The organism is Paraburkholderia sabiae, assembly GCF_030412785.1.
Lineage (GTDB): Bacteria > Pseudomonadota > Gammaproteobacteria > Burkholderiales > Burkholderiaceae > Paraburkholderia > Paraburkholderia sabiae.
The window spans coordinates 4,621,133-4,646,292 of the sequence record NZ_CP125295.1 but is presented as its reverse complement, the minus strand read 5'-3'; the positions used below and the strand labels follow the sequence as shown (position 1 = coordinate 4,646,292).

Here is a 25,160-nt window from a genome sequence, read left to right as displayed (position 1 = left end):
GGACAGAACGCGTTCATAGACCTGGAGGACACATGCGCAAGCTCACCGTTTCCGTTTTCAGCAGTCTCGATGGCGTGATTCAGGCGCCCGGCGGGCCCGACGAAGATACAGGCGGCGGATTCAGTCTGGGCGGCTGGATCGTTCCCTATGCCGACGAAGCCATCGGCGACAATCTGCAGGACATGCTTTCGCAGCCCTTCGAGTTGCTGCTAGGGCGCTGCACGTACGACATCTTTGCGTCGTACTGGCCTCACGTACCGGCGGGATCAGGCAGCCGCGCGATCGCGGACCGGTTCAACAGCGTGCCGAAGCACGTGGCCACACATCGACCCGGCACGCTCGGATGGCAGAGCAGCCATGCGCTCGAAGGCGATCTCGCCGATGCCGTACGCGCGCTACTGCGTCAGGACGGCGCCGGTCTGCTGACGTTCGGCAGCGGCAACATGGTGCGTCAGCTGCTCGCGGCAGGTCTCGTCGACGAGCTTCGGCTACTGACCTACCCTGTGATGCTAGGACGCGGCAAACGTCTCTTCGGCGACGATGCGCTCGCCTCGGCGTTCACGCTGGCGCATTCGGTCGCCACGCCAGGCGGCGTGCTGATTGCGCGCTATCTGCGCAACGGCGCCGTGCGCACGGGTTCGTTCGATTAAGCCGATAACGCTTCACGTCGTGCGCCGGATCGTCATCGTCGCGGCCAATCCCGGCTCGTTGTCTGCGAAATCGAGCGAGCCCTGGCGCAGCGTGGCCACCGCCTTCACGAGCGCAAGACCGAAGCCAACGCCGGGCGTGCCGCGGCTTCGGTCGCCGCGATAGAAGCGCTCCGTCACCTTGGTCCGTTCGCCGGCAGGGATGCCCGGTCCGTCGTCGGAAACCGTGATGTCGACGCGTTCTTCGCGCTCGCACAGCGACACAGCGACCTCGCCGTTTTCCTGCGCATACTCGAGCGCGTTGTCGATCATTGAAAATGCCGATCACGCGATCCACGTATCTTCATCGCCCATCTTGCGAAGCCCGAGAATCAGCACTTCGAGCCGCGCACGCAGTTCCGTCAGCGGCGTGCGCAGATCGCTAAGCCGCGTGGTCACGCTGACCGGGCCGGGCGGCGTCGGCAAGACGTGTCTTGCGATCGAGCATGCGCTTCAATGGCGCTCGCCGTGTCCCGTCGAGCCAGTGTCCGCATGCTTGCCGTCCGTTGCATCGTCGGCGGGGTGCGAGGCCATATGTCTCGCAAAGCACAACACGTCCCCCCGATGAATCGACGCGCCGGCCGGTTCGATACGTTCGAAGCCATGACGCTCGTAGAACGCGACGGCTCGCCGGTTCAACTCGTTCGCCTGCGCAATCAGCGTCCGATACCCGGCGGTGACGGCCTCGGTTTCCAGCATGTTCAATATCGCCTGCCCGGTGTCGCCGCTGTCGGGTCTGCAGTAGATCCGCATCAACTCGGCAACGCCGTAGTCGAAGCGCCGGAACGCGCCGCAGCCAAGCGGTGCGCCCTTGTTCGTTCGCGCCACGACGAATGCGCCGCGCGCCGAGCAGACTTCTTCCAGCTTGAATCTCGCCTGGCCTCCATCGCCCGAAAAGAGAGCGAGTGTCGCGGTGCACTCGTCGAGTAAAAGTTGTGCGTCGTCCGTGCAGGGGTCTTCGCGGCGAACATGGACTCTCTTGGCAGATTTCGTCACGTGATGGCTCTTGTGTGTGTTGATCGGTGTTGATAGCAGGTAGAGGAATATGAGCAAACGTAATTCCTCATTTGTCCCGGCCCGCGCCGCCCGTCGCAACGGCCGTCATCTCTACCCGCCCGCGCCAGTCACGCGCCAGATTGCGTTGCCGACGTCGTCGGCGATGATCAGCGCGCCGTCCTTGTCCTCTCCCACACCGACGGGCGCGCCATACAGTTCCTTCTGGTCGTTCGATGCAAAACCGGTGACGACCGGCTTCGGCGCGCCGACGGGTTTGCCGTTTTCGAACGCGACGTAGGCAACGGCATAACCGCTCAGCGGCGAACGGTCCCAGCTGCCGTGCTCGCCGATGAACGCGCCGCCGCGATATTGCGCGGGCAGATTACTGCCCGTGTAGAACATCAGGCCAAGCGGTGCGACGTGTGAACCGATTGCATAGTCCGGACTGATTGCCTTGGCGACGAGATCCGGGCGCTGCGGCTTGACGCGCTGATCGACGTGCTGGCCGTAATAGCTATACGGCCAGCCGTAGAAAGCGTTCTCCTTCACCGACGTCAGATAATCGGGAACGAGATCCGCGCCGATTTCGTCGCGCTCATTGGCGATCGCCCATAGCTGTCCTGTTTTCGGCTCCCATTGCAGCCCCGTCGGGTTACGAATCCCCGCCGCGTAGATGCGGCTGCCGCCCGTCGCGACATCGACTTCCAGCACGTCCGCGCGGCGATATTCGACGTCCAGACCGTTTTCGCCCACATTGCTGTTCGAGCCCACACCGACATACAGCTTCTTGCCATCCGGACTCGCGAGCAGCGCCTTGGTCCAGTGATGATTGATCGTGTCGGGCAGATCGGCGACTTCGACGCCCCGTGCCGATATGCTCGTTTCGCCCGTTTTGTAGGGGTACTTCAGGATCGCATCAGTGTCGGCGACATACAGCGTGTCGCCCACCAGCTGCATGCCGAACGGCGAATGCAGGTTCTCGATGAACACGTGCTTATCCCATTGCCCGCTGCCGTCTGTGCGCTTGCGCAGCAACGTGATGCGATTGGCGCCCTTTTCCTTTTTCCCCGAACGTCCTTCGATCAAGCCTGCAATCAGCTGCTTCGGCGTGGTCACGGCTTCTTCGTTCGGACTGTTCGATTCGGCGACGAGAATATCGCCATTCGGCAGCGTATAAATCTGCCGTGGATGTTTCAGTCCCGAAGCGATCTTCTCGATCTTCAGGCCGTCCGCGACCTTCGGCGTCGCGCCGTTCTGCCATCCGACGTACTTCGGAACCTGCATCGGCGGTGCGAAGAAATTGCGCGCCGCAGGTAACGGCGGATTGAAGCCGGCCTGATGTTCGGCGTCGTAACTCGCGTGCTCGTTGCATCCGCCGAACAACGCCGTGAGTGCGAGCGCGAGCACGCTCTTGATCATGATTCTATTCACGGACCGTCTCCCTGATACCCGTCTTGCCGGTTTCCGTCTTGCCGGTTGCCGTCTTGCCAACTGCAAGCGCGCATTGACCGAGTCCCAGCAGCACCACGGTGATCACCGACAGCACCACGTTCATCGGCACCATCGCATACGCATCCCGGCTATGCACGAACGCATTGACGATCGCCGCGGCAATGCCCAGCAGGTTCAGCCAGAAGTCGAGCTTCTCGATGCGCGTCGACGGCCAGCGCGACGGAAGCCATACGTGACACAGGTTGATCAAACGAGGAATGATCGCGAACACCAGTCCCGTCGACACGAGCCATGCTGCGCCCTTGCCCCAGAACACATTGCCCGTGATCGCGTAGGTGATGTCGAAGACGAGCGTGCCCACGAAGAGCCCGAACGGTATCGGGTTGAGCAGATCGAAGATCGCGGTGGCGAATCTCGATCGATAGACGGGTGCGGCAGGTGTCATCGGATGCCTCTTCTTGATGTTCGATAGCGGTTCACATTTTTTGCCGTGCACGCGGCATGCCCGAAGCGTTCCATGAGCGTCGCGGGCACGGCGTCTGCGCGTGAGAAGGCATGAAGAACGCATGAACCTGTCGTACGGAGAAGATCGATGAAACGTATGGTGTGTATGGCAATCGCGTGTGCCGTGCTCGCGTGTGGCGCTGCCGGCTGCAAAAAGGCGCACGACGCGGGCAACGACAGCATGAACGCGGGCAAGAGCGGTATCTCGGCGGATGCGCGACCGGCGGCTCCGCGCGAAGCACCCGCTGCGCCGTCAGGTCCGGCAGCAACGAACATACGACAGTAGACCAACGACATCCATAACAGAACAGAGACCCGGCGCTTCAAGCGCTGGAACGGCGCATGCTGGGAGCAAAGCATCATCGGTCGATAGCCAGTGCAAGAGGTCTCATGACAATCGGGTGCCCTGAATGCGGCGCGCTCGACGACGTTCCACCCCTCGCGGCACACGCGCTCGCGCGCTGCCGCATCTGCCACTATCCATTGGAACGGCGCAGCGGACGAAGCGTGAATGCGGCGCTCGCGTGCACGACCGCGACCTTCGTTCTGCTGCTCCCCGCCAACCTCGCGCCGCTGATGACCGTCCATATGCTCGGCGCGCAGCGCAGCTCGCTTCTCTCGTCGGGTATCGTCGATATGTGGCGCGGCGGCTGGCTCATCCTTGCGCTGTTGCTCGGCGCGTTCGGTATCGTCCTGCCATTGCTGCGTTTCGGCGGACTCGCGCTCGTGCTCGGTGCGGTCCGCAGCGGTCGGCATTTCAGAGGCATCGGCACGCTGTTTCGCTGGACTATCTGGCTCGACATCTGGGCGATGCCCGATGTCTATCTGGTCGGCTGCTTCGTCGGTTATGCGCGCGTCACGCAGAATCTGACGGGCACGATCGGTCCGGGCGGCTACTGTTTCATCGCGGCTGCACTGATGTCGATGCTGACACGCGCCGCGCTCGATCGCCGGACCGTATGGCGCGCGATCGCGCCCGAACATGCGCCGCCCGCCGACGAACCCGCGCTGTCGTGCACGGTATGCGACCGCGTCGAACCCGCCTCGCATGAAGGCCAACCCTGTTCGCGTTGCGGGCTGACGCTGCGCGTGCGCAAGCCCGACGCCGTCGTGCGCGCGACGGCCTTGTCGCTCGCCGCGCTGGTGCTCACGGTGCCCGCCAACTTCTACCCGATGACCCTGTCGATGCAACTCGGCCGCGACGTGCCGCACCGGATCGTCGACGGCGTCTATCAGCTTTTTCATGCAGGCCTGTGGCCGCTCGGCATTCTGATCATCTGCACGAGCATCGTGATCCCGGTTGGAAAGCTGGCGGGCATGGCGTGGTTCGTCGCTTCCGTGATGCGCCGCTCGCGCAAACATCTGCGCGCGAAAGCGCATCTGTATCGATGGATCGACGAACTCGGCCGATGGTCGAACGTCGACGTCTTCACGATTGCGGCCTTCGTTCCGCTGATCCACTTCGACGGCCTCGCATCGGCGCGGCCTGCGCCGGGCGCGACGGCGTTCGCACTCGTCGTGTTTCTGACGATGCTGGCTTCGCGTGCATTCGACCCGCGCATGATGTGGGACGCCCGCGAGCGGAGACGATCGTGAGCGGCCCGCATTCGCATCGCACGCAGGCAGGCGTGCGGCACAGCGCATGGCCCGGCTGGATCTGGGCGGTGCCGATCGCCGCGTTCGGTGTCGCCGGATGGCTCGGCGTGCGCGCGCTGGTTCATGATGGCGCGACCGTCACCGTGACCTTCGACAACGCGTACGGCATGAAACCCGACGACACCATCGTCACGCTGCGCGGCGTGAAAGTCGGCGCGCTCTCCGGCATCGCGCTTGCGAACGACGGCCGGCACGTCGAAGCGAAACTCAAAATCGATCGCGCGGAAAAGCAGTATTTGCGCAGCGGCACGAAGTTCTTTCTGCGCGGCGCGCAGATGGACTTGAGCGATCCTTCGTCGATGAAAGCGCTGCTCGCCGGCCCGGAGATCGTGATGGAACCAGGACCGGGCAAACCCGCCGATCACTTTGACGGCGACGACGCGCGGCCCGCGCTCGCGCCACAACATGGTCCGATCGTCACGTACGCGGTGCGCTTCGAAGGCGCCGCGGGCGAACTAAAGAACGGGGCGGATGTCGAGTTGCGCGGCTTTCACGTGGGCACCGTCACGGGCGTGCGTCTCAACTACGATGCAGGCACGGGCGCGCTGAGCACGCCCGTCCAGATCGCGCTCGATCCGACGCAACTCGGCATCGTCGGCGCGCCGCCGCCTGCCAATGGCGACTGGCGGCCGCTCGTCGACAGCATGTTCGAGCATCTGATCGCCGAAGGGCTGCGCGCGCGTCTGTCGCAAGATCCGCCGCTCGTCGGCGCGCGCAAGGTCGATCTCGACTTCGTCGCGGGCGCATCGAAGGCGACGCTCGCCGCGGACAACGGCGTGCCCGTCATTCCGAGCGTCGCGTCCGCCGACATCGACTCGATCACGGCAAAAGCCAACGACGTCATGAAGAAAATCGACGCGCTTCCCATCAAGGAAACAGGCGACGAAGTCCGCAGCATCGCGGCACGCGTCAACGCGCTGAGTTCGTCGCCGCAGATACGCGACAGCCTCACGCACATCGACCGTTCGGTCGCGCAGATAGACCGCACGCTGCAGCAGGTGTCGCCGCAAATCGGGCCGCTCGTCGCACAGCTGCGCGACACGGCGAACCAGGCCGACCGCACGGTGGCGGCGGCGAACCGCACGCTCGGCGCGGATGCAACCAGCCAGAATGACTTGCCCGCCACGCTGCGCGAACTGACGGATACGGCGCGCTCCGTGCGTGCGCTGGCGGATTATCTCGATCGTCATCCCGAGGCGCTCGTGCGCGGCAAGCGCGAGGAGAACCCATGACGCGCCATGCCTCGCGCTTCGTATCACGCACTACATCACGCCTCGCCTTGCTCGTCGTCATGAGCGTCGCGGGCTGCGGACATAGCCCGGCCACGCACTATGTGACGCTGAACGCGGCGCCATCCGGCGCGCCGCTCGCGACGACTCACATGGCGCCCGTGCAGTTGACGGCCGTGCATATCCCCGCTGTGCTCGATCGGCCGGAAGTGGTGACGCAGGTCGCGCCGAACCGCCTCGCGGTCGACGACGGCAACCACTGGGGCGCGCCGCTCGCGCAGATGATGCGCCGCACGCTGGCGCAGGATCTGACGACGCGCCTGCCTGCAGGCGCCTTCGTGTTCCCGGATGCGCCCGCGCCGCCCGATACGCGCACGCTCGTCGTCACGGTGCTCGATGCCGAAGCCGATACGAAGACGCTCACGCTGCAGGCAGGCTGGACACTGCTATCCGGCCAACCGGCGCGCGCCACGCTGACGCGCGAGGTCACGCTGACATCGGCGCTGACGAGCAGCGATGCGACCGGGCAGGCGGCGGCGCTGAGCCAGATTCTCGGCGAACTGGCCGACCGCATCGCCGCATCGATCGTCGTGCGCTGAGCGTTTCTTCCGCCCCTCATAAACATGTCTAAAGGCCTCCTGAATACGTCCGTTAACAGGCTTCGAGACTACTGTTTTCCCTGAAATATCAAGTAATTGTTGCCGAGATGCGTAATTCGCGTAGTACCGCGCGAGATGCCTGGCGCGGGCTGCGCTGCCGTCCTCTTGCCGCCGTGTCCGGTGTGACTGCCGCAGTCGCCCGTCAGGCGGAAACGGGTACGCACGCCGATACCACTGCCATGCTCGCCGGGGAGGCGTAATGCCGGCAATACTTCCCGTGATCGGCTTCATTCTCGGTACGCCGGCGCGCCGGCAGAACGTCGTCGGCCAGGCGATCCGCGCGTCCCTGCTGTCGACCGTGTTCGGCAATGCTTACCCGCTCTTCATGGCGGGCGTCGCGAGCGCCTTCGCCGCGCTGGTCGCGTACTGGCGGCTGCATGCGCCGTGGGCGGCCGTCTGGCTGCTGATCGACGTGTCGATCCTCGTCACGCGGCTACTCTGCATCCGCGCCTACGCGCGTCGACACGACAGCGCGGGCGCACGACACACCGATACCTGGGCGGCGCGTTACGCGCCGCTCTGCCTGCTGGCGACGCTGACGCTCGGCCTCGGCACGATGGGCTGCGTGATTTCCCCCGACACGCAACTGTCGGCACTCGCCATCATGGTGACGGCCGGGATTCTGGGCGGCATCGGCTCGCGCAATGCCGCCGTGCCGCGGCTCGCCATTGCGCAAATCGCGCTGGGCGCCGTGCCGATCGGCATCGGCGCGCTGATTGCGCGGCGCAGCGGCTCGTGGATACTCCTGCCGCCGCTCGTCGCCTATCTCGGCGCGATGTTTTCCGTCGTCTGGCGGCATTACGACGGCCTGCTCGCGCTGATGTCGGCGGAACAGCGGCACGCCGAACTGGCGGCCCGTTTCGATGCGGCGCTCGCGAACATGCCGCACGGCCTCTGCACGATCGATACGTTCGGCAAGGTGGTCATCGCGAACCGGCGCACGGCCGAACTGTTCGGCGCGCGAGTCGAGCAGCTGAAACTCAACCTGCCGCTGCCCGAATTCATCGGTCATGTGGGGCTCGCGCACTTCGGTCCGGACCTTCAGAAGCATCTGGTCGAGCGCTGTGCGGCATGGCTGCATGGCGAGCGTCGCGCGCTCGACCTCGATCTGCGCGATGGCCGTCAGCTGGAGATGACGCGCAATCCCGTTCCCGACGGCAGCGCCGTGATCATCATCGAAGACGTGACCGAGCGCCGGGAAAGCGAAGCGCGGATTCTTCACCTCGCGCGTCACGATCCGCTGACGGGACTGGCCAATCGACGCGAACTGCATGACCGTCTGAGGCGCATGCTGAGCACGATTCCGCCGTCGACCGTGTCGCGGCCGGCCGTGTTCTATCTCGATCTCGACGGATTCAAGAGCGTCAACGACAGCCTCGGTCACGGCGCGGGCGACGAAGTGCTCACGATGGTCGCCGCGCGGCTCAGGCAGACGCTGCGCGAAGGCGAACTGGCGGCGCGGCTCGGCGGCGACGAGTTTGCGATCATCGTCAGCGATTCGACGCCGCTCGTGGTGTCCACTGTCGCGCGACGGATCATCCGGGTGGTCGGCCGGCCGTATCGGCTGGCTGCGGGGAAAACCGTGTCGATCGGCACCAGCATCGGCATCGCGCTGTCGGCGCCCGACGACGCCGTCGACGAGCTCATCACGCGCGCCGACGAAGCGCTGTACGCAGCGAAGCAGGCGGGCAAAGGCACGTTCCGCGTCTCGCCGCGCGAAGGCGTGCTGCTGTAGCGGCAGTGCGTTGCATCGGCGGCATGCGGTGTGCTGGAGAACCGATAGCGACGGCACATCGGAGAGCAACATGCAGATGCTGGAAATCGACGCGTTGCGTTCGACGCAGGGCACGCACGGCCGTCGCGAGGTGTTGAAGAAGGCCGACGCGTACCGCGCGCTCGACGCCGATGCGCTGCGCGATGCGATTGCGCAGAAGCCGGTGCCCGTCGTGCAGGGCTACGGCGGCGAGTACTTTGCGATCGATCATCATCATGTCGCGGCGGCCTTGCATCTCGTCGGCGTGAAGACCGTGCCCATTGTGATCGTCGACGATCTGTCCGCGTTGTCCGAAGGCGACTTCTGGCTTTCGATGGAAAACCGGCACTGGGTTTCGCCCTTCGATGCGCGCGGCGAGCGCATCGCCTTCCAGCAAATGCCTAAGCACGTATGGGAATCCGAAGAAGATGACTTCCGCGATCTCGCCGCCGACGCCCGCGATGCAGGCGGCTACGCGAAGACCGACGTGCCGCTCGCGGACTTCAGATGGGCGGACTTTTTCAGACGCTACCTGCCGGCGCCTTTCAGCGAACCGGAGTACGGCGCGCGGATCGCGCAGGCGGTCGCTTTGGCCCAAGCCGATCTCGCCGTGGGACTGCCGGGTTATCTCGGCGAATCGCGCAAACGGTCATAGGCAAGCGCCATGCAGCGCGATATCGATTGCCGGGAGCGCATGCAGAAAACCCAGCGCTGCGCCCTCTTCCCTTAACCTTTGCAGTTCGCACACGGTTGCCGCGCCACGCTCGCCTCGTCCGTGCGCGATGAGCGCGCGGGCCCGCGCCACGAAGAAGCCGGAAAACGGCGACGGCTCGCGGCACGCATAGTCTTCGAACGCGGCAGCATGGAACGCAGCCGCATCCCATCGTCCGCGATCGATACAGGCTTCGATCGCGTCGCGCCGGAACAGATAGTGGTTGTGGCTCACCGCTCCCGCAGCAAGCACGGCTTCGCCTTCTTCGATAGCCCGTTCGAAGACAGCGGCATCGTCCGTCACGCGCGCCAGCGTGCCGAGATACGATGCGCCCAGATAGGCCATGCCCGTTTCATGGCTGATCGCCAGCGCTTGTTCGATATCGTCGAGTGCTTCGCGTCGATGCCCGGCAACCCGCTGCAACTCTGCGCGAAGCGCGAGCGCCTCGCCTTCGAAACGCCTCGATTTCAGCTCGCGCGCGCATTGCAGCGCCGGGCCGACATGCTCCCACGCGCGCTCCCACTGCGCGAGATCGTGAAAGCAATGCCACGCGGCATGATGCGCGACGGCAAGCGCCCGCAGATGCCCGACCCGCTCCGCCGCCGCGATGCTCGCGTGAGCGGTATCGAGCGCCGTCTTCGTCTTGCCCGCGAACCAGGCGGTAATCGCGTGCATCGGCAGATTCGCCACCTCGATCCGTCCGAAGCCGTGGCGCTGGCACAGCGCGATGCAGCGGCTGAACGCGTCATGCGCGCTGATCATCCGGCCGCGCATGTATTCGCCATCGCCGAGCCCGCCGAGCGCAGCCGCCTCCTGTTCGTGATCGTGGACCTCGCGCGCGAGCGCGAGACTGCGCTCGTGTTCGCGCACGCAGCCGTCGATCTCGCCGAGCGGAAAGCACAGATTGCCGCGCAGAAAATGAATGCGCGCCTCTTCGCGCAGCAGGCCGTCGGCGGTGGCGGCGGCAGCGGCGGAATCGAGATCGGCCCACGCACCATCGAGATCGTCGATGATCCGCTTCACCGTGGCGCGCCCGATCCACGCACGACAGCGCTCCGCGTTCGTCATCGCAGCCGTGAGCGCCGTTTCGAACGCGCCGAGCGCCGATGTCATATCGCCGATGTCGTGCAGGATGTCGCCACGCAAACATTCGAGCGCTACGCGATCGCTGCGTGCCGAGGTCAGTTCCAGCCCGCGCTCGACGAGACGCAGCGCAAATTCATAGCGATACCCGCTTGCCTGCGCGTGCGCCGCGTCGCAATAGGCGCGCGGTGCGTCGGCGGCGGCGGCGCGGTCGAGATGTTCGGCCCGCAGCACGGCATCGCGTGGCGCGTACCACTGCGCGGCGCGGCGATGCAGTTCGCGGCGCTGGCTTTTTAGCAGGCCGTCGTAGATCGCGTCGCGAATCAGTGCGTGATGGAAAATGTAGCCGCTGCCTTGCTCGCGCAACAGGCGCGCCGTCATCAACGGTTCGAGCTTCAGGTCGGCGCCGTCGAGAATCTCGCTGACGGCCTCTTTTTCGAAGAACTGGCCGAACACGGAGGCAACCCGCAACACAGCCTTGTCCGCGGGATCGAGCCCGTCGAGCCGCGCTTGCACGAGACTTTGCACCGAACCCGGCACGCCCGCGTCGGTGGCTTTCCCGGCTTTCCCCACGTTGCTCAGCAGTTGTTCGAGAAAGAGCGGATTGCCTGCCGCGCGTTCGATACAGCGTTCGGCGCGATCGCCGGTGCAGGGAAACGCGCCCGCCATCAGACGCGCGTCGCCGTCGTTCAACGGGCCGAGATCGATCAGCGATTTTCCCGTTGCGTTCGATGCGTCGTCGGGTGGATCGACCGAAGGCCGCGTCGTCAGCACCAGCACGGCGGGACACGATGACGACGCCGTCGCGAGTTCGGCGAGATCCTGCAGCGTCGATCGATCCGACCAGTGGATGTCTTCGACGACGAGCAAGCGGGGTTGTCGAAGGCTGACACGCTGCATGAGTCGCGTCATCGCGTTCTGCCGGCCCTGGACGCGCATTGCGTTGTTCATCGCCTCGTACACGGCCCGGCCTTCGGGCGGCTGCGGCACATCGATCAGATCGTTGAGAAACGGCGCATCGTCCGCATCGACGAGACCTTCGGCGATCGCTCGCGCCACCGCCGTCGCGGCAGCGTCGCGATTGCCGGCTTCATCGATTCCGAGCAGACCGCGCACGAGCGAGCGGATCGCGTCGCGGCCCGCGCCGGAGCCGAAGTCGAGCACGAACGCGTCGTGACACGCGAATCCCAGTTCGCTCGCCTCGCGCCGGCATTCTTCGACGAAGCGCGTCTTGCCGATACCGGCCTCGCCCCGGATCTGCACTACACCGCCTCGCGCGGCCGCGCGGCACGAGCCGAGTATGTCGCGGAACCGGCTCAACTCGTCGCCTCGGCCGATCAATGGCCGGCTGGGAGACGCACGCCGCAACCCGTCGACGCGCCACACCGACACGGCCTCCGCAAAACCCTTCACGGTGAGCGCGCCACGCGTCGCGCAGTCGAGACGTTCAGCCAGCGGACGCCACACGGCCTCCGACACCAGGATCTCGCCCGGCCCGGCCGCGTCGGTCAGGCGCGAGGCGAGATTGACGGTGTCGCCCGTCACGGTGTACTCCCGATGCGCCGTGCTGCCTGCGCCGCTCGCGACGACCTGGCCGACCGCAATGCCGATGTGAATCGAAAGCGGACGCGCGAGCGCACGGGACAACGACGGTATCGCGTCGAGCATCGCGAGCGCGGCGCGCACCGCGCGTTCGGGATCGTTGCCATGCGAACGCGGCGCGCCGAACACGGCCATCACGCAGTCGCCGACGTGCTTGTCGATGTGCCCGCCATGCCGCTCGACGATCGCATCGACCTGCTCGAAATAGCCGTCGAGCACAACGAGCAATTCCTCGGGATCGAGTTGGCGGCTCAGGTCCGTGAAGCCGCACAGGTCGGCGAAGAGCACGGCGACCTGTCTGCGTTCGTCGGCGGGTGTGGCGACGGCGCGTGCGCCGGGTTGATCGACGCGAGCTTCGGCAATCGCCGCCAGCAGCCGCTTGCGATGCCCGAGCGATTGCACGCCGAGTTCCTTCAGATCCGCGTCAGTCAGCTGACGCAGCATTGCCGCGTCGATATCGTTGTCGGCGAATGCCTGCGCGTACTGTTCGAGCCCGAGTCCGCCGAGCCATCGTCCGATATCCATCGCTATCGCCATCGTTATCGCCCGAAGCTGTTTCCCGTTGAGCGCTTAAGAAATACGCCGCCACGCGTCTTTTTCAGTGTAGGTGTTGCGCCGGGTGCTCGGGTGCCGCGCGGTTTGACAGCCGCGAGAACAGCGGCGGATACTGACTCGCGCGGCCGTCCGCCTGGCGCGGGCACCGCGCGTTCCGGGAGAGCGCCGTGAAGCAAGGTGCTACAGGTTCTTCGTCGGAGTCCGCGTCCGCGTCTGCATCTCGCAGCGCTGCCGCGCCGCGTGTCAGCGGCCTGCTCGGCGACCTGACGGCGGGCGCCGTTTCGACGCTCGTCATGCTCTGCTACGCGATGAGCCTCGGCACGCTGATCTTCAGCGCCGACCTCGCGCGCTACGCCGAACTCGGCGTGCCGACCGCGCTGATCAGCTGCATCGTCACGGCGCTGGTGATCGCGCTGACGAGTTCGATGCGTCTGAACATCGCCGGGCCCGACAGCAATGCGACTGCGTTTCTCGCGGGCGTGGCGGCGGGCGTCGCGAGCAGCGTGCATGCCGACGGCGGCTCGCCGCAAACCCTCCTTTTGACTGTGCTGATCGCGATTGCGCTGTGTTCGGTGTTGACGGGCATCGTGCTGTTTGCGATCGGCTCGTCGAAGCGCAGCCGTTCGTTGCAGTTCCTGCCGTATCCCGTCGTCGGCGGCTTTCTGGCGGGTACGGGTTATCTGCTGCTGGCGGGCGCGTTTCGCGTGCTGACGGGCGAAGCGCCGCAGTGGCACACGCTCGGTCTGCTCACGCATCTGCATTGGCTCGCATGGGTGCCGGCGCTCTTCATCGGCGTGCTGACGACCGTGCTTACGCGCGGACAGCAGCACATTGCGGCGCTGCCGTTCGTGCTCGTGTGCGGCATCGCGCTGTTCTATGCGTTGCTGCATCTCGCCGGAATCTCGATCGACGATGCGCGCAATATGGGTCTGCTGCTGCCGCACGTCAAGCTGCACTTCTTCCCCGATCTGCGTGTGCCCGCGCCGCTCGCGCAAGGTGCGATCGACTGGCCCGCGATCGCGGCGCATCTGCCCGAGACGCTCATCGTCACGTCGGCGTCCGCGATCACGATCCTGATGAATTCGACGGCCATCGGCGCTGCAACCGGCGAGGACATCGATCTGAATCGCGAAATGCGTGCCGCGGGACTCGCCAACATCGCGAGCGGATTGCTGGGCGGCATGGTCGGCTATCAGTCGTACAACCGCTCGATGCTCAATGCGCGTGCCGGCGCAACGAGTCGGCTCGCGGGCGTGTTCGCGGCGCTTGCGTGTCTTGTTGCGCTCGCGGCATCGCCCGATCTGGTGGCGCTCTTTCCCGTGCCCGTGCTCGTCGGCCTGCAGTTGTTCATGGGATTGCGTCTGATGCTGCAATGGCTGATCGGCGCGTATGCACGACTCAGCTGGTACGAGTACGCGCTCGTGCCCGGCATGCTGGCGGCTGTCGCGCTCTATGGCGTCGTCGCGGGTGTGATCGCGGGCGTCATTGCTGCCTGCGTGATGTTCGCGCTGCTGTATGGGCGCGTCAGCTGCGTGCGCATGGAATTCGATGCAGCCACGCGTACTTCGTCGGTCGAGCGCAGCATCGAAGATTCGACGCATCTGCGCGAATGCGGCGCACAGGTGTGCGGCCTGTGCCTGCAGGGTTTTCTGTTCTTCGGCACCGCCAATTCGATTTTGCAGCGCGTGCGCGAGCGCCTTCACGCGAATAGCGCCGTTGCCGTGCGCTATGTCGTGCTCGACTTCGCATCGACGAACGGCATGGACGCGTCGGTATCGATCGCGTTCGTCAAGCTGCGGCAACTGTGCGCGTCGTCAGGCGCGGATCTCGTGCTCACCGCGTTGCCCGCGCGCTCGCGCAGCCTGCTCGCGAAATCGGGCACATTGAACTTGCGGATACACGAGTTCGCGACGCTCGATGCCGGTCTCGAATGGATCGAAGATCGTCTGCTCGAATCGTGCTCCGACATCGGAAGATCAGGTGAGCAGGATTTTCGTGCGGTACTCGCGCCGCATTTCACGCTGTCCGCGCTGGCGAAGCTGTGCGACTGCCTCGAAGTGCGCGATCTCGACGCGGGCGAAGCGCTCTTCCTGCATGGCGAGCCGGGCGACGCACTGTATATCGTCGAGCGTGGGCGCGTCGCCGTTTCGCTGTCGCTGGCCGACGGGCGGCTCGTGCGGCTGCGCTCGTTCGGCCCCGGCACCGTTGTCGGCGAAATGGCCGTCTACACACAGACCACGCGCAGCGCCGATGTCGTCGCCGAAGCGCCCACACGTGTGCATCGGCTGTCGACGCCCGCGCTATCGGCGCTCGAACGCGACGACCCCGTCGCCGCGCAGCAGTTTCACCGCTTCCTGATCAAGACGATCGCGGCACGGCTCGCCGTCGCCGACGAGGCGTTGCGTGCCGCGTATTGATCGCCCGAGTATGACTCAGGCATTCAGCGCGCGAAGCGTTTCCTCCGTCGTCCACAGCGCGTGCGCGAGGAAACGATAGTTGATCAACGCAGCGAGGTAGCCGTCGCCTTCGGGAACGCGCGGGCCCGCCGTCGCGTCGCGCACGACGAGCACTTCAAACCCTTGCTCGATCAGTTCGCGAAGATGCGACTCGATGCACAGATTGGCCGCCATACCCGCCAGCACGATCTGCGAGACGCCCTTCTTGCGCAACTGCAGGACGAGGTCATTCGTTTCCGGTCCGTACACCTTGTGCGGCGACGCGATGATCGTCTTTCCGTCGAGGAGGTACGGCTTGTATTGTTCGAGGAAGTCGGCACCAGAGCCCTCGAATCCATCTAGCGAAATCGGGCTCTTCCGTTCGAACATGTTGATGTTGTGCATGACCTTTTCGAGCGGACCGCCGAAATGCCAGTGATGATCGTACGGGTAGTAATAATGCGGCGACACTGCGACCGTCAGATCGAGCGCCTTGAAGCCCTTCAACAGCTGTTCGACGTGCGCCACCATATTGTTCTCGGTGATGCTCGGCCCGAAGATGGGCCAGCTCGCGCCCGTCGGACTCAGAAAATCGTTTTGCGGATCCACTACGACCAGCGCGGCCTTCGAACGATCGAGCCTGAATCCCGTAGCGGGAAGTGCGGGATCGGCGGGATCCGCGTACACGTTGACACCACCTTGTTTAACCGTGCTTTCGTTGCTCATATCTACCTCTTCGTTTGGGACGTTACGTTACGATCGATCCAGTCTAAATAGCTGACCGGTCGCTTTATAAAAAGACCAAAAAAAACTAACGCAGCAAGCGAGGCAATACGACACGTTCGAAACGGGCGCATGCGTCGCCGGATTGTTCGACCTTGCCGCGCATCAGCGCGCCTTCGTAAGCCTCGATTATGATTTGCGCCAACTCGCCGGCCTTGATGCCGGCGTCCAGTTCGCCGCGCTCCTGGGCCTCGGCAAGACAGGCCGCGAGACCGTCTTCCCAGCGTTGCAGCAGATCCGTCAATTTGGCGCGCGTGTCCTCGCTCGTGTTCGACAGTTCGAGCGACAGATTGCCGATAAGACAACCAAGCTTGAAATTCTCGCGCCCATGATCGTCGCTGATCGCGCGGAAAAAACGCACGATCCGCTTGAGCGGCTTGATGCGCGCGTCGTACAGGATCGGGCCGTGCCGGTCTTCGATCGACTGCCAGTATTCCTCGACGATCTCGGCCGCGAAGGCTTCCTTCGTTTCGAAGTAGTTGTAGAACGAGCCCTTCGGCACATTCGCGGCTGACGTGATGTCCTGCACGCCGCAGCCGTTGAACCCTTTGTCGAGCACGACATCACGCCCGATGCTCAGCAGTCGGGCGCGCACTTCGGGGTTGGGAGGTCTTGGCATGGTGTCGGCTTTTCATCCATCGGTTGATGGATAATAAAGTAACCGGTCATCTATTTTCTGTCAAGCGCCAGGACGTCTCGGCGAGGGCTCAGCGGCCGATATAGCGCTGCGCCAACGCTTCATACAGCGGCGGAGCAAACAGCTTCGACACCTGGCTCGAGATCAGCGCGGTCGCCATCAGCGACAGCACCAGCGCGTGCCCGTTGATCATCTCGATCACGATGACGAACGCAGTGATCGGGCTTTGCGTGACGGCCGCGAGATAGCCGACCATGCCGAGCGCGATGAGCATCGGCAGTTGCATCTGCCCGAACACGAGATGCAGCGCGTTGCCGATTCCCGCGCCGATCGCCAGCGACGGCGCAAAGAGACCGCCCGGCGCGCCCGGCAGATATGAGCCGACCATCGACGCCATCTTGAGCAGCGGATACGTCGCGCCGAGTTGCGAATTGCCTTCGAGCATGCCGCGCGCTTCGGCATAACCGCTGCCGAACGTATGACCGCCAGCGGCAACGCCGATCACGGCGATGAACAGGCCGCACGCCGCGCCGAACGCTACCGGATGCGTTTTCCTCCACGCGACGAGCTTCGCGGGCATCCAGCGTTCGGTGTTCAGCAGCAGCCAGCAGAAAACGCCGCCCGCCACGCCCGTCACGACGCCCAGCATCACCACGGCAACCGCGAGCAGATCCGGAAAGTGGCCGTCGATATCGATCGTGCCGAAGTACGTGTAATTGCCCTGCAAACCGAGCGAGACAATACCCGCAAAGATGATCGCCGTGATCAGCACGCCGCTGGTCCGCTGCTCGAAGCTGCGTGTCAGTTCTTCGATTGCAAACACGACACCGGCAAGCGGCGCATTGAACGCTGCGGAAAGCCCCGCGGCCGCGCCCGCCAGCGCCAGCTTGCGTTCCAGTTCCGCGCCGCGGATGTTGCGCAGGCGCTCGGGATAGAAGCGCCGCAGACTGAACATCAGCGACGCGCCGACGTGGATCGTCGGTCCTTCGCGGCCGATCGTGAAGCCGCCCAGAATCGACAGAAACGATACGGCGATCTTGCCGCCCAGAATGCGCAGGTTCAGCAGACGCGGGCCGAGGTCGCGCCCTTCGTGCAGCGTCGCGATCACTTGAGGAATCCCGCTGCCCTCGGCGCCGGGGAAAAAGCGTCGCGTAATCCACACGCCGAGCGCCCCAACCGCCGGTGTGAGCACGAGCGGCAGCCACCAGAGCATCGCCGTGTAGCGCAAGAACGCGTCGTAGCCGAAATCGATCAGACGCGCGTACATGACGGCGACCAGGCCGGTTGCGATCGCGCCCAGCCAGAACACGCCGTAGTGAAGCCAGAGTCGCCGGCCGCGCAGCATCGTGCGCCGGTCGGGAAGTAAGGGAATGCGCATCGGGATGCTTGTGTGGTCGAAACAAAATAAGGCACATTGTGACATAAATGCGCACTTCCCCGTGTCACCCCCGACAGCCGACCGCGCAATGCTTATTCGTCCGCCTCGCCGAACACCCAGCCGAACGAGCCGTAATGCGCCTTGTGCTCGGCTGCGAGCTTGAGCAGACAGCGCTCGCCTTTGGGCGTCAGATGCACCTGCACCTGACGGCGATCGTCCGCGTCGGGCTTGCGCGCGACGAGCCCCGCCGATTCGCAGCGCGACACGAGTGCTGCCGTACCGTTCGGCGCCGCCTGCAGACGCTCAGCGAGTTCGCCGACCGTGGCCCACTGCCGCCCCTCGAACCCGCGCACGTGCAGCAGCAGCTGATACTGAAGCGTCGTGATGCCCGCCGCGTTGGAGATCTCCTCCGACACCCGCAAAAACTTGCGCAGCTCGTAACGGAATACCGACATCGCTTCCAGATCCTGTTTGGCTGGAAGATCGCGTTTGGCTTGCCTGCTTGAACTCATTTGCAGTCCCCGTGAATGGCCTTGATGTTCGCGGATCATACACATACGCACGAAATGCCCAGCACTCCGCCTTTCGTCTGTCTTTCCACTACCTATACTTGGCATGGACGTCGGCGGCAACGTTGATGCATCGGCGGCGTCCCTTTCGTCAGATCAATTCTGCCTTCGTCGAGGAGGTGGCACATGCGATACGACGCACAAAAAGTGCAGGACTTCATGGGGCGCATGGTCGAGGAATTCGGCGCAGTCGCGTCCGCGCCGCTGATCGCGCTCGGCGACCGGCTCGGTCTGTACAAGGCCATGACCGAGCAAGGCTGGATGACTTCGGAGCAGGTTGCCGAACGCGCCGGTCTCGCCGAGCGATATGTGCGCGAATGGCTCGCGGCGCAGGCCGCTTCAGGGTTCGTTCGCTACGAGCCCGAAAGCGGGCGTTATCAACTCGATAACGAAATGGCGATGTGCTTCGCCGAAGAGACGAGCCCGACGTTCATACCGGGCTTCGCCGACTGCGCCGAAGCCATGTTCCGCAGCCTGCCCAAGCTCGAAGCCGCGTTCCGTACGGGGCTGGGCGTCGGATGGCATCAGCATCATCCGTCGCTGTTCAAGGGTACGGAGCGGTTCTTCCGGCCGGGCTATGCGGCGCATCTGGTCGCCGAGTGGATCCCCGCGCTCAACGGCGTCGAAGCGAGACTCAAGGGACGCGGCGCGAGGGTCGCCGATGTCGGCTGCGGGCACGGCGCCTCCACGATGCTGATGGCCGATGCCTATCCCGACGCGACGTTCGTCGGCTTCGACTATCACGAACCGTCCGTGCAGAGAGCGCGTGAACTCGCCGAGGAAACCGGTCTCAGCGAGCGCGTGACGTTCGAAGTGGCGAGCGCGCAAGCATTTCCGGGCAACGACTACGACCTCGTCGCCTTCTTCGATTGCCTTCATGACATGGGCGATCCGACGGGTGCCGCAGCGCATGTGCTGCAGTCGTTGAAGCCCGATGGATCGTGGATGATCGTCGAGCCCTTTGCGAACGACCGGCTCGAAGACAATCTCAATCCTGTCGGACGCGTGTTCTATTCCGCATCGACGATGATCTGCACGGGCGCATCGTTGTCGCAGGAAGGCAGAAAAGCGCTCGGCGCACAGGCGGGCGAAGCGCGGCTCAGGGATGTCGTGACGGCGGGCGGCTTCACGCGTTTCAGGCGCGCGACGCAAACGCCGTTCAACCTGATTTTTCAGGCGCAGGCATAAACGGCTATAACGAAGCCGGGCGTTGCGCCCGGCTTCACTGCCAACCACCAGCTGCTTACTGCGACATCGCGCCCGATGCGGGATGATCCATACCCATCGCGTCGTGCTTCTTCATCTTGCTGTTCTTCTTCATCCCATCGTGCGACATGTTGTCTTTCTTCATCGCGTCGTGGGACATGGCGTCCTTGCTCATCGCATCGTTCGACATCGCGCCGCTCGCCTGCGCAAAAGCAGCCGTCGTACCCATCGCCATCGTTGCTACGAACACAGCCGTCATCAGTCGTTTCATTGCTCATCTCCTTGGGGTTGAAACGGTATCCGGCCAGACCGGAACCAGAAAAAACAGAACAGCACTCAGGAACCGCCGAACCAGTTGTAGCCCTGATCGACCCAATAACCGCCCGGATAGGTATTGGTGACGAAGATCTCGACGATGTGCTTCGGGTTCTTGTAGCCGAGCTTCGTCGGCATGCGCAGCTTCATCGGATAGCCGTATTTCGCGGGCAAACGCTCGCCGTCGTATTCGAACGTGAGCAAGGTTTGCGGATGCAGCGCGGTCGGCATGTCGATGCTCTCGTAGTAGTCGTCCGCGCAGCGAAAGCCGACATACTTCGCCGTCGTGTCCGCGCCGATGCGGCGCAGGAATTCCGCGAACGGCGTGCCGCCCCAGCGCCCGATCGCGCTCCATCCTTCGACGCAGATATGCCGCGTAATCTGCTCCGCGTGCGGCAGCGCGTAGAGTTCGGGCAGCGTCCACACACGTTGCCCCGTCACGAGGCCGCTCACTTTCAGGCGATAGTCGCTGCCGTTCACATCGGGCACATCGTCGATGCCATAGAACGCATTGAACGGAAACGGCCGCGTGAGTTGTGCTTCCGTGTACGTCGGCGCGAGCCGGTTCGGATCGAAGAGAAACGCTTGCGCGCGGTCGTTGAGACGCGAGACGGCAGTCAGAAACTTGTTGACCGAGTCGTCGTCGGTGATCGAGCAGCCTGTGAGCAGTGACAGTCCGCCCAACGTCAGCATGCGTTTGCCGAACAGACGCCGCGACGGCATCTCCAGTTCGCGGCTTGCATCCGCGAGAATCGATGCACGGTCGAGTTTGACGATCGGTTTAGCGTCGTTTTTCATGGGGTTTTCCTCGCGCACTGATCAACGGCCGCGCAACATGGTCAACAGCGAACGCGGCACGAGCGCGACCATCGCAACATGCACGACGACGAACGCCGCCATCACCGCCATCGCGCAGAAATGAACGATGCGCGCGTTGTCGTAGCCGCCCATCAGTTCGCGCAGCAGCGGAAACTGCACCGACTTCCAGATCGCGAGACCCGACAGCACGAGCACGATGAGATCGACGATCACGACGAGATACGCGAGCTTCTGCACCGCGTTGTACTGGCGCAGATCCGCATGAGAGAGCTTGCCGCTCGCTGCGGCGATGAAGTCGTGCAGCACGGCGCGCGGCGAAACCGGAAAGAACTTCGCAAAGAAACGTCCGCTCGCGATGTTGAGCGCGAGGTACACGATGCCGTTGAACACCAGCAGCCACATCGCTGCGAAATGCCATTGCAGCGCGCCGCCGAGCCAGCCGCCGAGCGTGATCGACGGCGGAATGACGATGTCCTTGAAAACCGGCGACGCGTCATAAATGCGCCAGCCCGAGAACATCATCACGAGCGCCGCCAGCGCATTGAGCCAATGCGTGATGCGCAACCACAACGGATGAATCGGCGAATTGCGCTGAACGCTTTCGTGCGCTGGAGTAAGTGACGCTTTTAACGTGTCCATGTCGATCACCGTGACGGTCGGATACACGTAAATTCGCCGGAAACACGCGGCGGGTTACAGCGCGACGTGAAGAAATATTTTTTGTGCAGGCTGTAACCGGGCACTACCGAACAGCGAATTAACCCGTTAAAGGAGGCGGGTGACGACGATGGACGACGACCGCGCTATAGTGGCGCATCACGGCTTCGGCTTGACGGAAGCCATCGACATGAGACTGGCTGCTCCCCTCGCCGTCGCGACGGCGAGCCAGGCGCACGCGTCGTCGTCTCGTCGTTCCGCCAATACGGGAGCCAATTTGCAAGAAGCGGAAAGCCGCCTGAAAGCGTTATTCGTTCGCGGTCTCGACGGCGATGCCGACGCTTATCGAAGCTTTCTGCAAGCGCTCACGCGGCATCTGCGCGCGTTTCTGCGCAGACGCATCCCGAACTATCGCGACGATGTCGAAGACCTCGTTCAGGAGATCCTGCTCGCTGTGCACAACGCGCGTCACACCTATCGTCCCGACGAACCGCTGACGGCATGGCTGCACGCGATCGCCCGCTACAAGCTGATGGATTTTTTCCGCTCGCGTGCGCGCCGCGAGTCCCTCAATGATCCGCTCGACGACCACACCGATCTGCTCGCCGACACCGACGACGAACCCTCGCAGGCGCGTCACGATATCGGCAAGCTGCTCGAACATCTGCCCGACAAGCAGCGGCTGCCCATCGTTCATATGAAGCTCGAAGGGTTGTCGGTCACGGAGACGGCTCGTCTCACGGGACTGTCCGAATCGGCCGTGAAGGTCGGCGTGCATCGGGGTCTCAAGGCGCTGGCGACGCTCATCCGGGGGCTGCGATGAAGACCGACGATCTCATTGGCCTCCTGTCGAATCAGGTGACGCGCATCGAGCGCGGCGTCGTCGCGCGACGCTTTGTCAAGGCGCTCGTGCTCGGCGGCCTCGGCTCGCTGATCCTGATGAGCGTGGTGTTTGGCGTGCGGCACGATCTGGCGAGCGTCGCGCGTACCACGATCTTCTGGGCCAAGATGGCGTATCCGCTGGCGATTGCCGTCGGCGCGATGCTCGCCGTGATGCGGCTCGGCCGTCCGGGCGCGCGCGCCGGCTATTCGTGGGCGCTGATCGCGCTGCCGTTCGTCGCGGTGTGGGCTGCGAGCATGGTCGTGCTCGACGGCACGGCGTCGGGCGAACGATGGGCGGTCGTGCTCGGCCACACCTGGCGCACGTGTCCGTTCAACATCATGCTGCTGTCGCTGCCGACCTTCCCGGCCGTGTTCTGGGCCGTCAAATCGCTCGCGCCGACGCAGCTGCGGCTCGCGGGCGCCGTCGCCGGGCTGCTCGCGAGTTCGACGGCCACCATCGTGTACTGCCTGCACTGTCCGGAGATGAGCCCGGCGTTCTGGAGCGTGTGGTACGCAATCGGCATGCTGGTGCCTGCGGGCATCGGCGCATGGCTGGGGCCGAAGCTGCTGCGCTGGTAAGTGGCGCTCCCATCGCGACGAAAGCAGGCATGGCCGTTGCGCAACGGGAGTCTTCCTCTTTCGACTCCCTGCTGCTCAATGGTGACGCTTCTCCACCCCGCCGCCCACGCGCTGTGGATGACGGTCGTGATGATCTGGCAGCTCTTCTGGGGCTTGAGCCTCGGCTTCCTGCTCTCCGCGATCATCGAAAACGTCGTCTCGCGCAAGCGCATGTCCGCGCTGCTGCCGGATGCATCGCCGCGTTCTATTGCGCTCGCCAGCCTGTTCGGCGCCGCTTCGTCGTCGTGCTCGTACGCTGCCGTCGCGATGGCACGCTCGGCCGTTCGCAAGGGCGCCGACTTCACGTCGTCGATCACATTCCAGTTCGCTGCCACCAATCTCGTGCTCGAACTGGCGATCCTGATGGGCACGCTGATCGGCTGGCCGTTCACGGCCGCGGAAGCCGCAGGCGGCATCGTGATGATCGTGATGGTCGCGGTGCTATTCAAGCTGTTCCTGCCGGACACGCTGAAGCATGCCGCCGTCGAGCAGGCAAAACGCGGCGTCGCCGGTCGCATGGAGGGCCACGCGGCGATGTCGATGGACGCAACCGAAGGTAATGCGCGCACACGCCTCCTCTCTCGCGAAGGCTGGATCGCGATCAGTCACAGCTATGTGATGACCTGGTCGATGCTGTGGAAAGACATCGGCGTCGGCGTGCTGGTCGCGGGCGCGCTCTCGGCGTGGGTGCCCGACAGCTTCTGGCAACGCTTCTTCCTGTCGGGCCATCCGCTGCTGTCGGCGCTGTGGGGCGCATTCGCCGGTCCGCTGATCGCGCTCGCGTCGTTCACCTGCTCGGTCGGCAACATTCCGCTCGCGGGCGTGCTCTGGCGCGGCGGCATCAGCTTCGGCGGCGTCGCATCGTTCATCTTCGGCGATCTGATCATCCTGCCCATTCTCAACATCTACCGGAAGTACTACGGCGCGCGGATGAGCGCGTTCATGTTCGTCGCGTTCTACGCTGCGATGGTCGTGGCGGGACTGGCGGTCGAAGGCGTGTTCACGGCTGCGGGATGGGTGCCCGCGCGACCATCGGGCGGATCGGCCGCACACGCCGCCGGACAATCGATCGCGCTCAACTACACATCCGTGCTCGATATCGTCTTCGGACTCGTGTTTGTCACACTTCTCGGCGTGTTTCTGCGCACAGGAGGTCCGGACATGATGCGCATGATGAACGGCGATCCACACCATGCCCGGCAACCAGACTCGCCTCACTAACCGTCTGCTCGAAAGCTGAAACACAGAGTTGCCGCACTGTACGGGTTGACATCCATTTAGATGATAAATACCATCTAAATAACCTGTTACCGAGCGCTGCCATCATGAGGAAATCGAAAGCGGAAACGGCCGATACGCGCCGCAAGATCGTCGAAGTCGCGGCACGGCGTTTTCGCGCCGACGGCATCCAGGCGACCGGGCTGGCCGATCTGATGGCCGATGCGGGACTGTCGCACGGCGGCTTCTACCGGCATTTCGAGTCCAAGGATCAGCTGGTTTCGGAAGCCTGCGAGGCGGGACTAAACGCGATCATCCACAAGCTCGACACCATTGCCGAAGCCAGCGCGGCAGATGATGCCTTCAAGGCGATCATCGACGCCTACGTGTCCAGTGCGCACCGCGACCAGCGGGCGGAAGGCTGCCCGCTCGCCGGCATGGGCAGCGAGCTTGCCCGGGCCGACGAACAGACGCGCGCCGTCGCGGCACGCGGCTTCGACGGTCTCGTCGACGTGCTCGCGAAGCGATCGAAACGCCGGCATCGTTCGGCGGCGAAATCGGAAGCCGTCGTCGCACTCTCGGCGATGATCGGCGCGCTGACGATGGCGCGTGTCATCGAAGATCCGGAAGCGTCGGCGGCTATTCTGCAAACCGTCAGGGAACACCTCACCGCGATGTAGACACACTCATTCATCGAATTCGAGCCGAATACGCGTACTTAAATGTGTGTGTATGCACTTTCATACACCGTTAGAT

General features: G+C 64.2%; 26 protein-coding genes. 13 read left to right on the top strand and 13 right to left on the bottom strand.

Translation table 11 applies throughout. The features are described 5' to 3' along the window. The first annotated feature begins 32 nt into the window (after window positions 1–32). On the top strand, window positions 33–650 hold the full coding sequence (locus QEN71_RS20955; RefSeq protein WP_201657050.1) for a dihydrofolate reductase family protein: 618 nt from the start codon (window positions 33–35) through the stop codon (window positions 648–650). 12 nt (window positions 651–662) lie between these two features. Here the strand turns inward: QEN71_RS20955 and QEN71_RS20950 are convergent, their stop codons facing one another. From QEN71_RS20950 to QEN71_RS20930, 5 genes are all read right to left on the bottom strand, one after another. Further along, window positions 663–959, bottom strand: a complete 297-nt coding sequence (locus QEN71_RS20950; RefSeq protein ID WP_233472034.1) for a sensor histidine kinase — start codon at window positions 957–959, stop codon at window positions 663–665. Window positions 960–971: 12 nt separating this feature from the next. Beyond that, a complete protein-coding gene (locus tag QEN71_RS20945) occupies window positions 972–1,112 on the bottom strand; it encodes a hypothetical protein (protein WP_233472033.1) in 141 nt (46 codons plus the stop codon). Window positions 1,113–1,139: 27 nt separating this feature from the next. Continuing rightward, a complete protein-coding gene (locus QEN71_RS20940; protein ID WP_233472032.1) occupies window positions 1,140–1,682 on the bottom strand; it encodes a GNAT family N-acetyltransferase in 543 nt (180 codons plus the stop codon). A gap of 111 nt (window positions 1,683–1,793) precedes the next feature. Continuing rightward, a complete protein-coding gene (locus QEN71_RS20935) occupies window positions 1,794–3,101 on the bottom strand; it encodes a PQQ-dependent sugar dehydrogenase (protein ID WP_201657231.1) in 1,308 nt (435 codons plus the stop codon). Window positions 3,102–3,105: 4 nt separating this feature from the next. Continuing rightward, the gene (locus QEN71_RS20930; protein ID WP_201657047.1) at window positions 3,106–3,579 is read right to left on the bottom strand and encodes a DUF2231 domain-containing protein; all 474 of its coding nucleotides are present in this window, start codon (window positions 3,577–3,579) and stop codon (window positions 3,106–3,108) included. A gap of 147 nt (window positions 3,580–3,726) precedes the next feature. Here QEN71_RS20930 and QEN71_RS20925 point away from each other — a divergent pair, with 147 nt between their 5' ends. The 6 genes from QEN71_RS20925 (at window position 3,727) to QEN71_RS20900 (ending at window position 9,590) form a co-directional block, all read left to right on the top strand. Beyond that, a complete protein-coding gene (locus tag QEN71_RS20925) occupies window positions 3,727–3,924 on the top strand; it encodes a hypothetical protein (RefSeq protein ID WP_201657044.1) in 198 nt (65 codons plus the stop codon). Window positions 3,925–4,028: 104 nt separating this feature from the next. Next, window positions 4,029–5,234, top strand: coding sequence for a paraquat-inducible protein A (locus QEN71_RS20920; RefSeq protein WP_201657041.1), 1,206 nt, complete (start codon window positions 4,029–4,031; stop codon window positions 5,232–5,234). Further along, on the top strand, window positions 5,231–6,526 hold the full coding sequence (locus QEN71_RS20915) for an MlaD family protein (protein ID WP_201657038.1): 1,296 nt from the start codon (window positions 5,231–5,233) through the stop codon (window positions 6,524–6,526). The genes QEN71_RS20920 and QEN71_RS20915 overlap by 4 nt, the downstream gene beginning before the upstream one ends. Next, entirely contained in the window at window positions 6,523–7,122 is a 600-nt protein-coding gene (locus QEN71_RS20910; protein WP_201657035.1) for a PqiC family protein, read from the top strand. The genes QEN71_RS20915 and QEN71_RS20910 overlap by 4 nt, the downstream gene beginning before the upstream one ends. A 259-nt stretch (window positions 7,123–7,381) precedes the next feature. Then, on the top strand, window positions 7,382–8,917 hold the full coding sequence (locus QEN71_RS20905; protein ID WP_201657032.1) for a sensor domain-containing diguanylate cyclase: 1,536 nt from the start codon (window positions 7,382–7,384) through the stop codon (window positions 8,915–8,917). Window positions 8,918–8,987: 70 nt separating this feature from the next. Continuing rightward, window positions 8,988–9,590, top strand: a complete 603-nt coding sequence (locus QEN71_RS20900) for a ParB-like protein (RefSeq protein ID WP_201657015.1) — start codon at window positions 8,988–8,990, stop codon at window positions 9,588–9,590. On the opposite strand, the gene QEN71_RS20895 is transcribed toward QEN71_RS20900, so the two are convergent. Further along, window positions 9,585–12,857, bottom strand: coding sequence for an adenylate/guanylate cyclase domain-containing protein (locus QEN71_RS20895; RefSeq protein WP_201657012.1), 3,273 nt, complete (start codon window positions 12,855–12,857; stop codon window positions 9,585–9,587). The genes QEN71_RS20900 and QEN71_RS20895 overlap by 6 nt on opposite strands. 323 nt (window positions 12,858–13,180) lie before the next feature. On the opposite strand from QEN71_RS20895, the gene QEN71_RS20890 reads away from it, so the two are divergent. After that, window positions 13,181–15,304 carry an SLC26A/SulP transporter family protein gene (locus QEN71_RS20890; RefSeq protein WP_233472040.1) on the top strand — a complete coding sequence of 708 codons (2,124 nt, stop codon included), beginning with the start codon at window positions 13,181–13,183 and terminating at the stop codon, window positions 15,302–15,304. A 15-nt stretch (window positions 15,305–15,319) separates the two neighbouring features. On the opposite strand, the gene QEN71_RS20885 is transcribed toward QEN71_RS20890, so the two are convergent. The 4 genes from QEN71_RS20885 to QEN71_RS20870 form a co-directional block, all read right to left on the bottom strand. Beyond that, entirely contained in the window at window positions 15,320–16,048 is a 729-nt protein-coding gene (locus tag QEN71_RS20885; RefSeq protein ID WP_201657009.1) for a cysteine hydrolase family protein, read from the bottom strand. 85 nt (window positions 16,049–16,133) lie between these two features. Continuing rightward, window positions 16,134–16,724, bottom strand: a complete 591-nt coding sequence (locus QEN71_RS20880; protein WP_201657006.1) for a TetR/AcrR family transcriptional regulator — start codon at window positions 16,722–16,724, stop codon at window positions 16,134–16,136. An 88-nt stretch (window positions 16,725–16,812) separates the two neighbouring features. Continuing rightward, window positions 16,813–18,120 (bottom strand): chloride channel protein, encoded by a 1,308-nt coding sequence (locus tag QEN71_RS20875; protein ID WP_201657003.1) that lies wholly within the window; start codon window positions 18,118–18,120, stop codon window positions 16,813–16,815. Between the two features lie 92 nt (window positions 18,121–18,212). Beyond that, on the bottom strand, window positions 18,213–18,632 hold the full coding sequence (locus QEN71_RS20870) for a MarR family winged helix-turn-helix transcriptional regulator (RefSeq protein ID WP_201657000.1): 420 nt from the start codon (window positions 18,630–18,632) through the stop codon (window positions 18,213–18,215). A gap of 183 nt (window positions 18,633–18,815) precedes the next feature. Here QEN71_RS20870 and QEN71_RS20865 point away from each other — a divergent pair, with 183 nt between their 5' ends. Next, on the top strand, window positions 18,816–19,877 hold the full coding sequence (locus QEN71_RS20865; protein ID WP_201656997.1) for a class I SAM-dependent methyltransferase: 1,062 nt from the start codon (window positions 18,816–18,818) through the stop codon (window positions 19,875–19,877). Window positions 19,878–19,932: 55 nt separating this feature from the next. Here the strand turns inward: QEN71_RS20865 and QEN71_RS20860 are convergent, their stop codons facing one another. The 3 genes from QEN71_RS20860 to QEN71_RS20850 form a co-directional block, all read right to left on the bottom strand. Beyond that, window positions 19,933–20,166, bottom strand: a complete 234-nt coding sequence (locus QEN71_RS20860) for a pentapeptide MXKDX repeat protein (protein WP_201656994.1) — start codon at window positions 20,164–20,166, stop codon at window positions 19,933–19,935. A 65-nt stretch (window positions 20,167–20,231) separates the two neighbouring features. After that, window positions 20,232–21,008, bottom strand: a complete 777-nt coding sequence (locus QEN71_RS20855; protein ID WP_201656990.1) for a molybdopterin-dependent oxidoreductase — start codon at window positions 21,006–21,008, stop codon at window positions 20,232–20,234. Between the two features lie 21 nt (window positions 21,009–21,029). Then, window positions 21,030–21,668 carry a cytochrome b/b6 domain-containing protein gene (locus QEN71_RS20850; RefSeq protein WP_201656987.1) on the bottom strand — a complete coding sequence of 213 codons (639 nt, stop codon included), beginning with the start codon at window positions 21,666–21,668 and terminating at the stop codon, window positions 21,030–21,032. Between the two features lie 295 nt (window positions 21,669–21,963). Here QEN71_RS20850 and QEN71_RS20845 point away from each other — a divergent pair, with 295 nt between their 5' ends. The 4 genes from QEN71_RS20845 (at window position 21,964) to QEN71_RS20830 (ending at window position 25,084) form a co-directional block, all read left to right on the top strand. Then, window positions 21,964–22,509 carry a sigma-70 family RNA polymerase sigma factor gene (locus QEN71_RS20845; protein ID WP_201657225.1) on the top strand — a complete coding sequence of 182 codons (546 nt, stop codon included), beginning with the start codon at window positions 21,964–21,966 and terminating at the stop codon, window positions 22,507–22,509. Further along, on the top strand, window positions 22,506–23,147 hold the full coding sequence (locus QEN71_RS20840; RefSeq protein WP_201656984.1) for a DUF1109 domain-containing protein: 642 nt from the start codon (window positions 22,506–22,508) through the stop codon (window positions 23,145–23,147). Before QEN71_RS20845 ends, QEN71_RS20840 begins: the two co-directional genes overlap by 4 nt. Before the next feature lie 78 nt (window positions 23,148–23,225). Next, complete coding sequence (locus QEN71_RS20835; RefSeq protein ID WP_201656981.1) at window positions 23,226–24,407, top strand: permease; 1,182 nt, start codon at window positions 23,226–23,228, stop codon at window positions 24,405–24,407. A gap of 104 nt (window positions 24,408–24,511) precedes the next feature. Further along, on the top strand, window positions 24,512–25,084 hold the full coding sequence (locus QEN71_RS20830) for a TetR/AcrR family transcriptional regulator (RefSeq protein ID WP_201656978.1): 573 nt from the start codon (window positions 24,512–24,514) through the stop codon (window positions 25,082–25,084). The last annotated feature ends 76 nt before the right edge of the window (window positions 25,085–25,160 follow it).

Coding starts and splice junctions, on each gene's coding strand:
- QEN71_RS20955 (WP_201657050.1), top strand. CDS start 33: ATGCGCAAGCTCACCGTTTCCGTTTTCAGCAGTCTCGATGGCGTGATT.
- QEN71_RS20950 (WP_233472034.1), bottom strand. CDS start 959: ATGATCGACAACGCGCTCGAGTATGCGCAGGAAAACGGCGAGGTCGCT.
- QEN71_RS20935 (WP_201657231.1), bottom strand. CDS start 3,101: ATGATCAAGAGCGTGCTCGCGCTCGCACTCACGGCGTTGTTCGGCGGA.
- QEN71_RS20930 (WP_201657047.1), bottom strand. CDS start 3,579: ATGACACCTGCCGCACCCGTCTATCGATCGAGATTCGCCACCGCGATC.
- QEN71_RS20925 (WP_201657044.1), top strand. CDS start 3,727: ATGAAACGTATGGTGTGTATGGCAATCGCGTGTGCCGTGCTCGCGTGT.
- QEN71_RS20920 (WP_201657041.1), top strand. CDS start 4,029: ATGACAATCGGGTGCCCTGAATGCGGCGCGCTCGACGACGTTCCACCC.
- QEN71_RS20910 (WP_201657035.1), top strand. CDS start 6,523: ATGACGCGCCATGCCTCGCGCTTCGTATCACGCACTACATCACGCCTC.
- QEN71_RS20905 (WP_201657032.1), top strand. CDS start 7,382: ATGCCGGCAATACTTCCCGTGATCGGCTTCATTCTCGGTACGCCGGCG.
- QEN71_RS20900 (WP_201657015.1), top strand. CDS start 8,988: ATGCAGATGCTGGAAATCGACGCGTTGCGTTCGACGCAGGGCACGCAC.
- QEN71_RS20895 (WP_201657012.1), bottom strand. CDS start 12,857: ATGGATATCGGACGATGGCTCGGCGGACTCGGGCTCGAACAGTACGCG.
- QEN71_RS20890 (WP_233472040.1), top strand. CDS start 13,181: ATGCTCTGCTACGCGATGAGCCTCGGCACGCTGATCTTCAGCGCCGAC.
- QEN71_RS20885 (WP_201657009.1), bottom strand. CDS start 16,048: ATGAGCAACGAAAGCACGGTTAAACAAGGTGGTGTCAACGTGTACGCG.
- QEN71_RS20880 (WP_201657006.1), bottom strand. CDS start 16,724: ATGCCAAGACCTCCCAACCCCGAAGTGCGCGCCCGACTGCTGAGCATC.
- QEN71_RS20875 (WP_201657003.1), bottom strand. CDS start 18,120: ATGCGCATTCCCTTACTTCCCGACCGGCGCACGATGCTGCGCGGCCGG.
- QEN71_RS20870 (WP_201657000.1), bottom strand. CDS start 18,632: ATGAGTTCAAGCAGGCAAGCCAAACGCGATCTTCCAGCCAAACAGGAT.
- QEN71_RS20865 (WP_201656997.1), top strand. CDS start 18,816: ATGCGATACGACGCACAAAAAGTGCAGGACTTCATGGGGCGCATGGTC.
- QEN71_RS20860 (WP_201656994.1), bottom strand. CDS start 20,166: ATGAAACGACTGATGACGGCTGTGTTCGTAGCAACGATGGCGATGGGT.
- QEN71_RS20855 (WP_201656990.1), bottom strand. CDS start 21,008: ATGAAAAACGACGCTAAACCGATCGTCAAACTCGACCGTGCATCGATT.
- QEN71_RS20850 (WP_201656987.1), bottom strand. CDS start 21,668: ATGGACACGTTAAAAGCGTCACTTACTCCAGCGCACGAAAGCGTTCAG.
- QEN71_RS20840 (WP_201656984.1), top strand. CDS start 22,506: ATGAAGACCGACGATCTCATTGGCCTCCTGTCGAATCAGGTGACGCGC.
- QEN71_RS20835 (WP_201656981.1), top strand. CDS start 23,226: ATGGTGACGCTTCTCCACCCCGCCGCCCACGCGCTGTGGATGACGGTC.
- QEN71_RS20830 (WP_201656978.1), top strand. CDS start 24,512: ATGAGGAAATCGAAAGCGGAAACGGCCGATACGCGCCGCAAGATCGTC.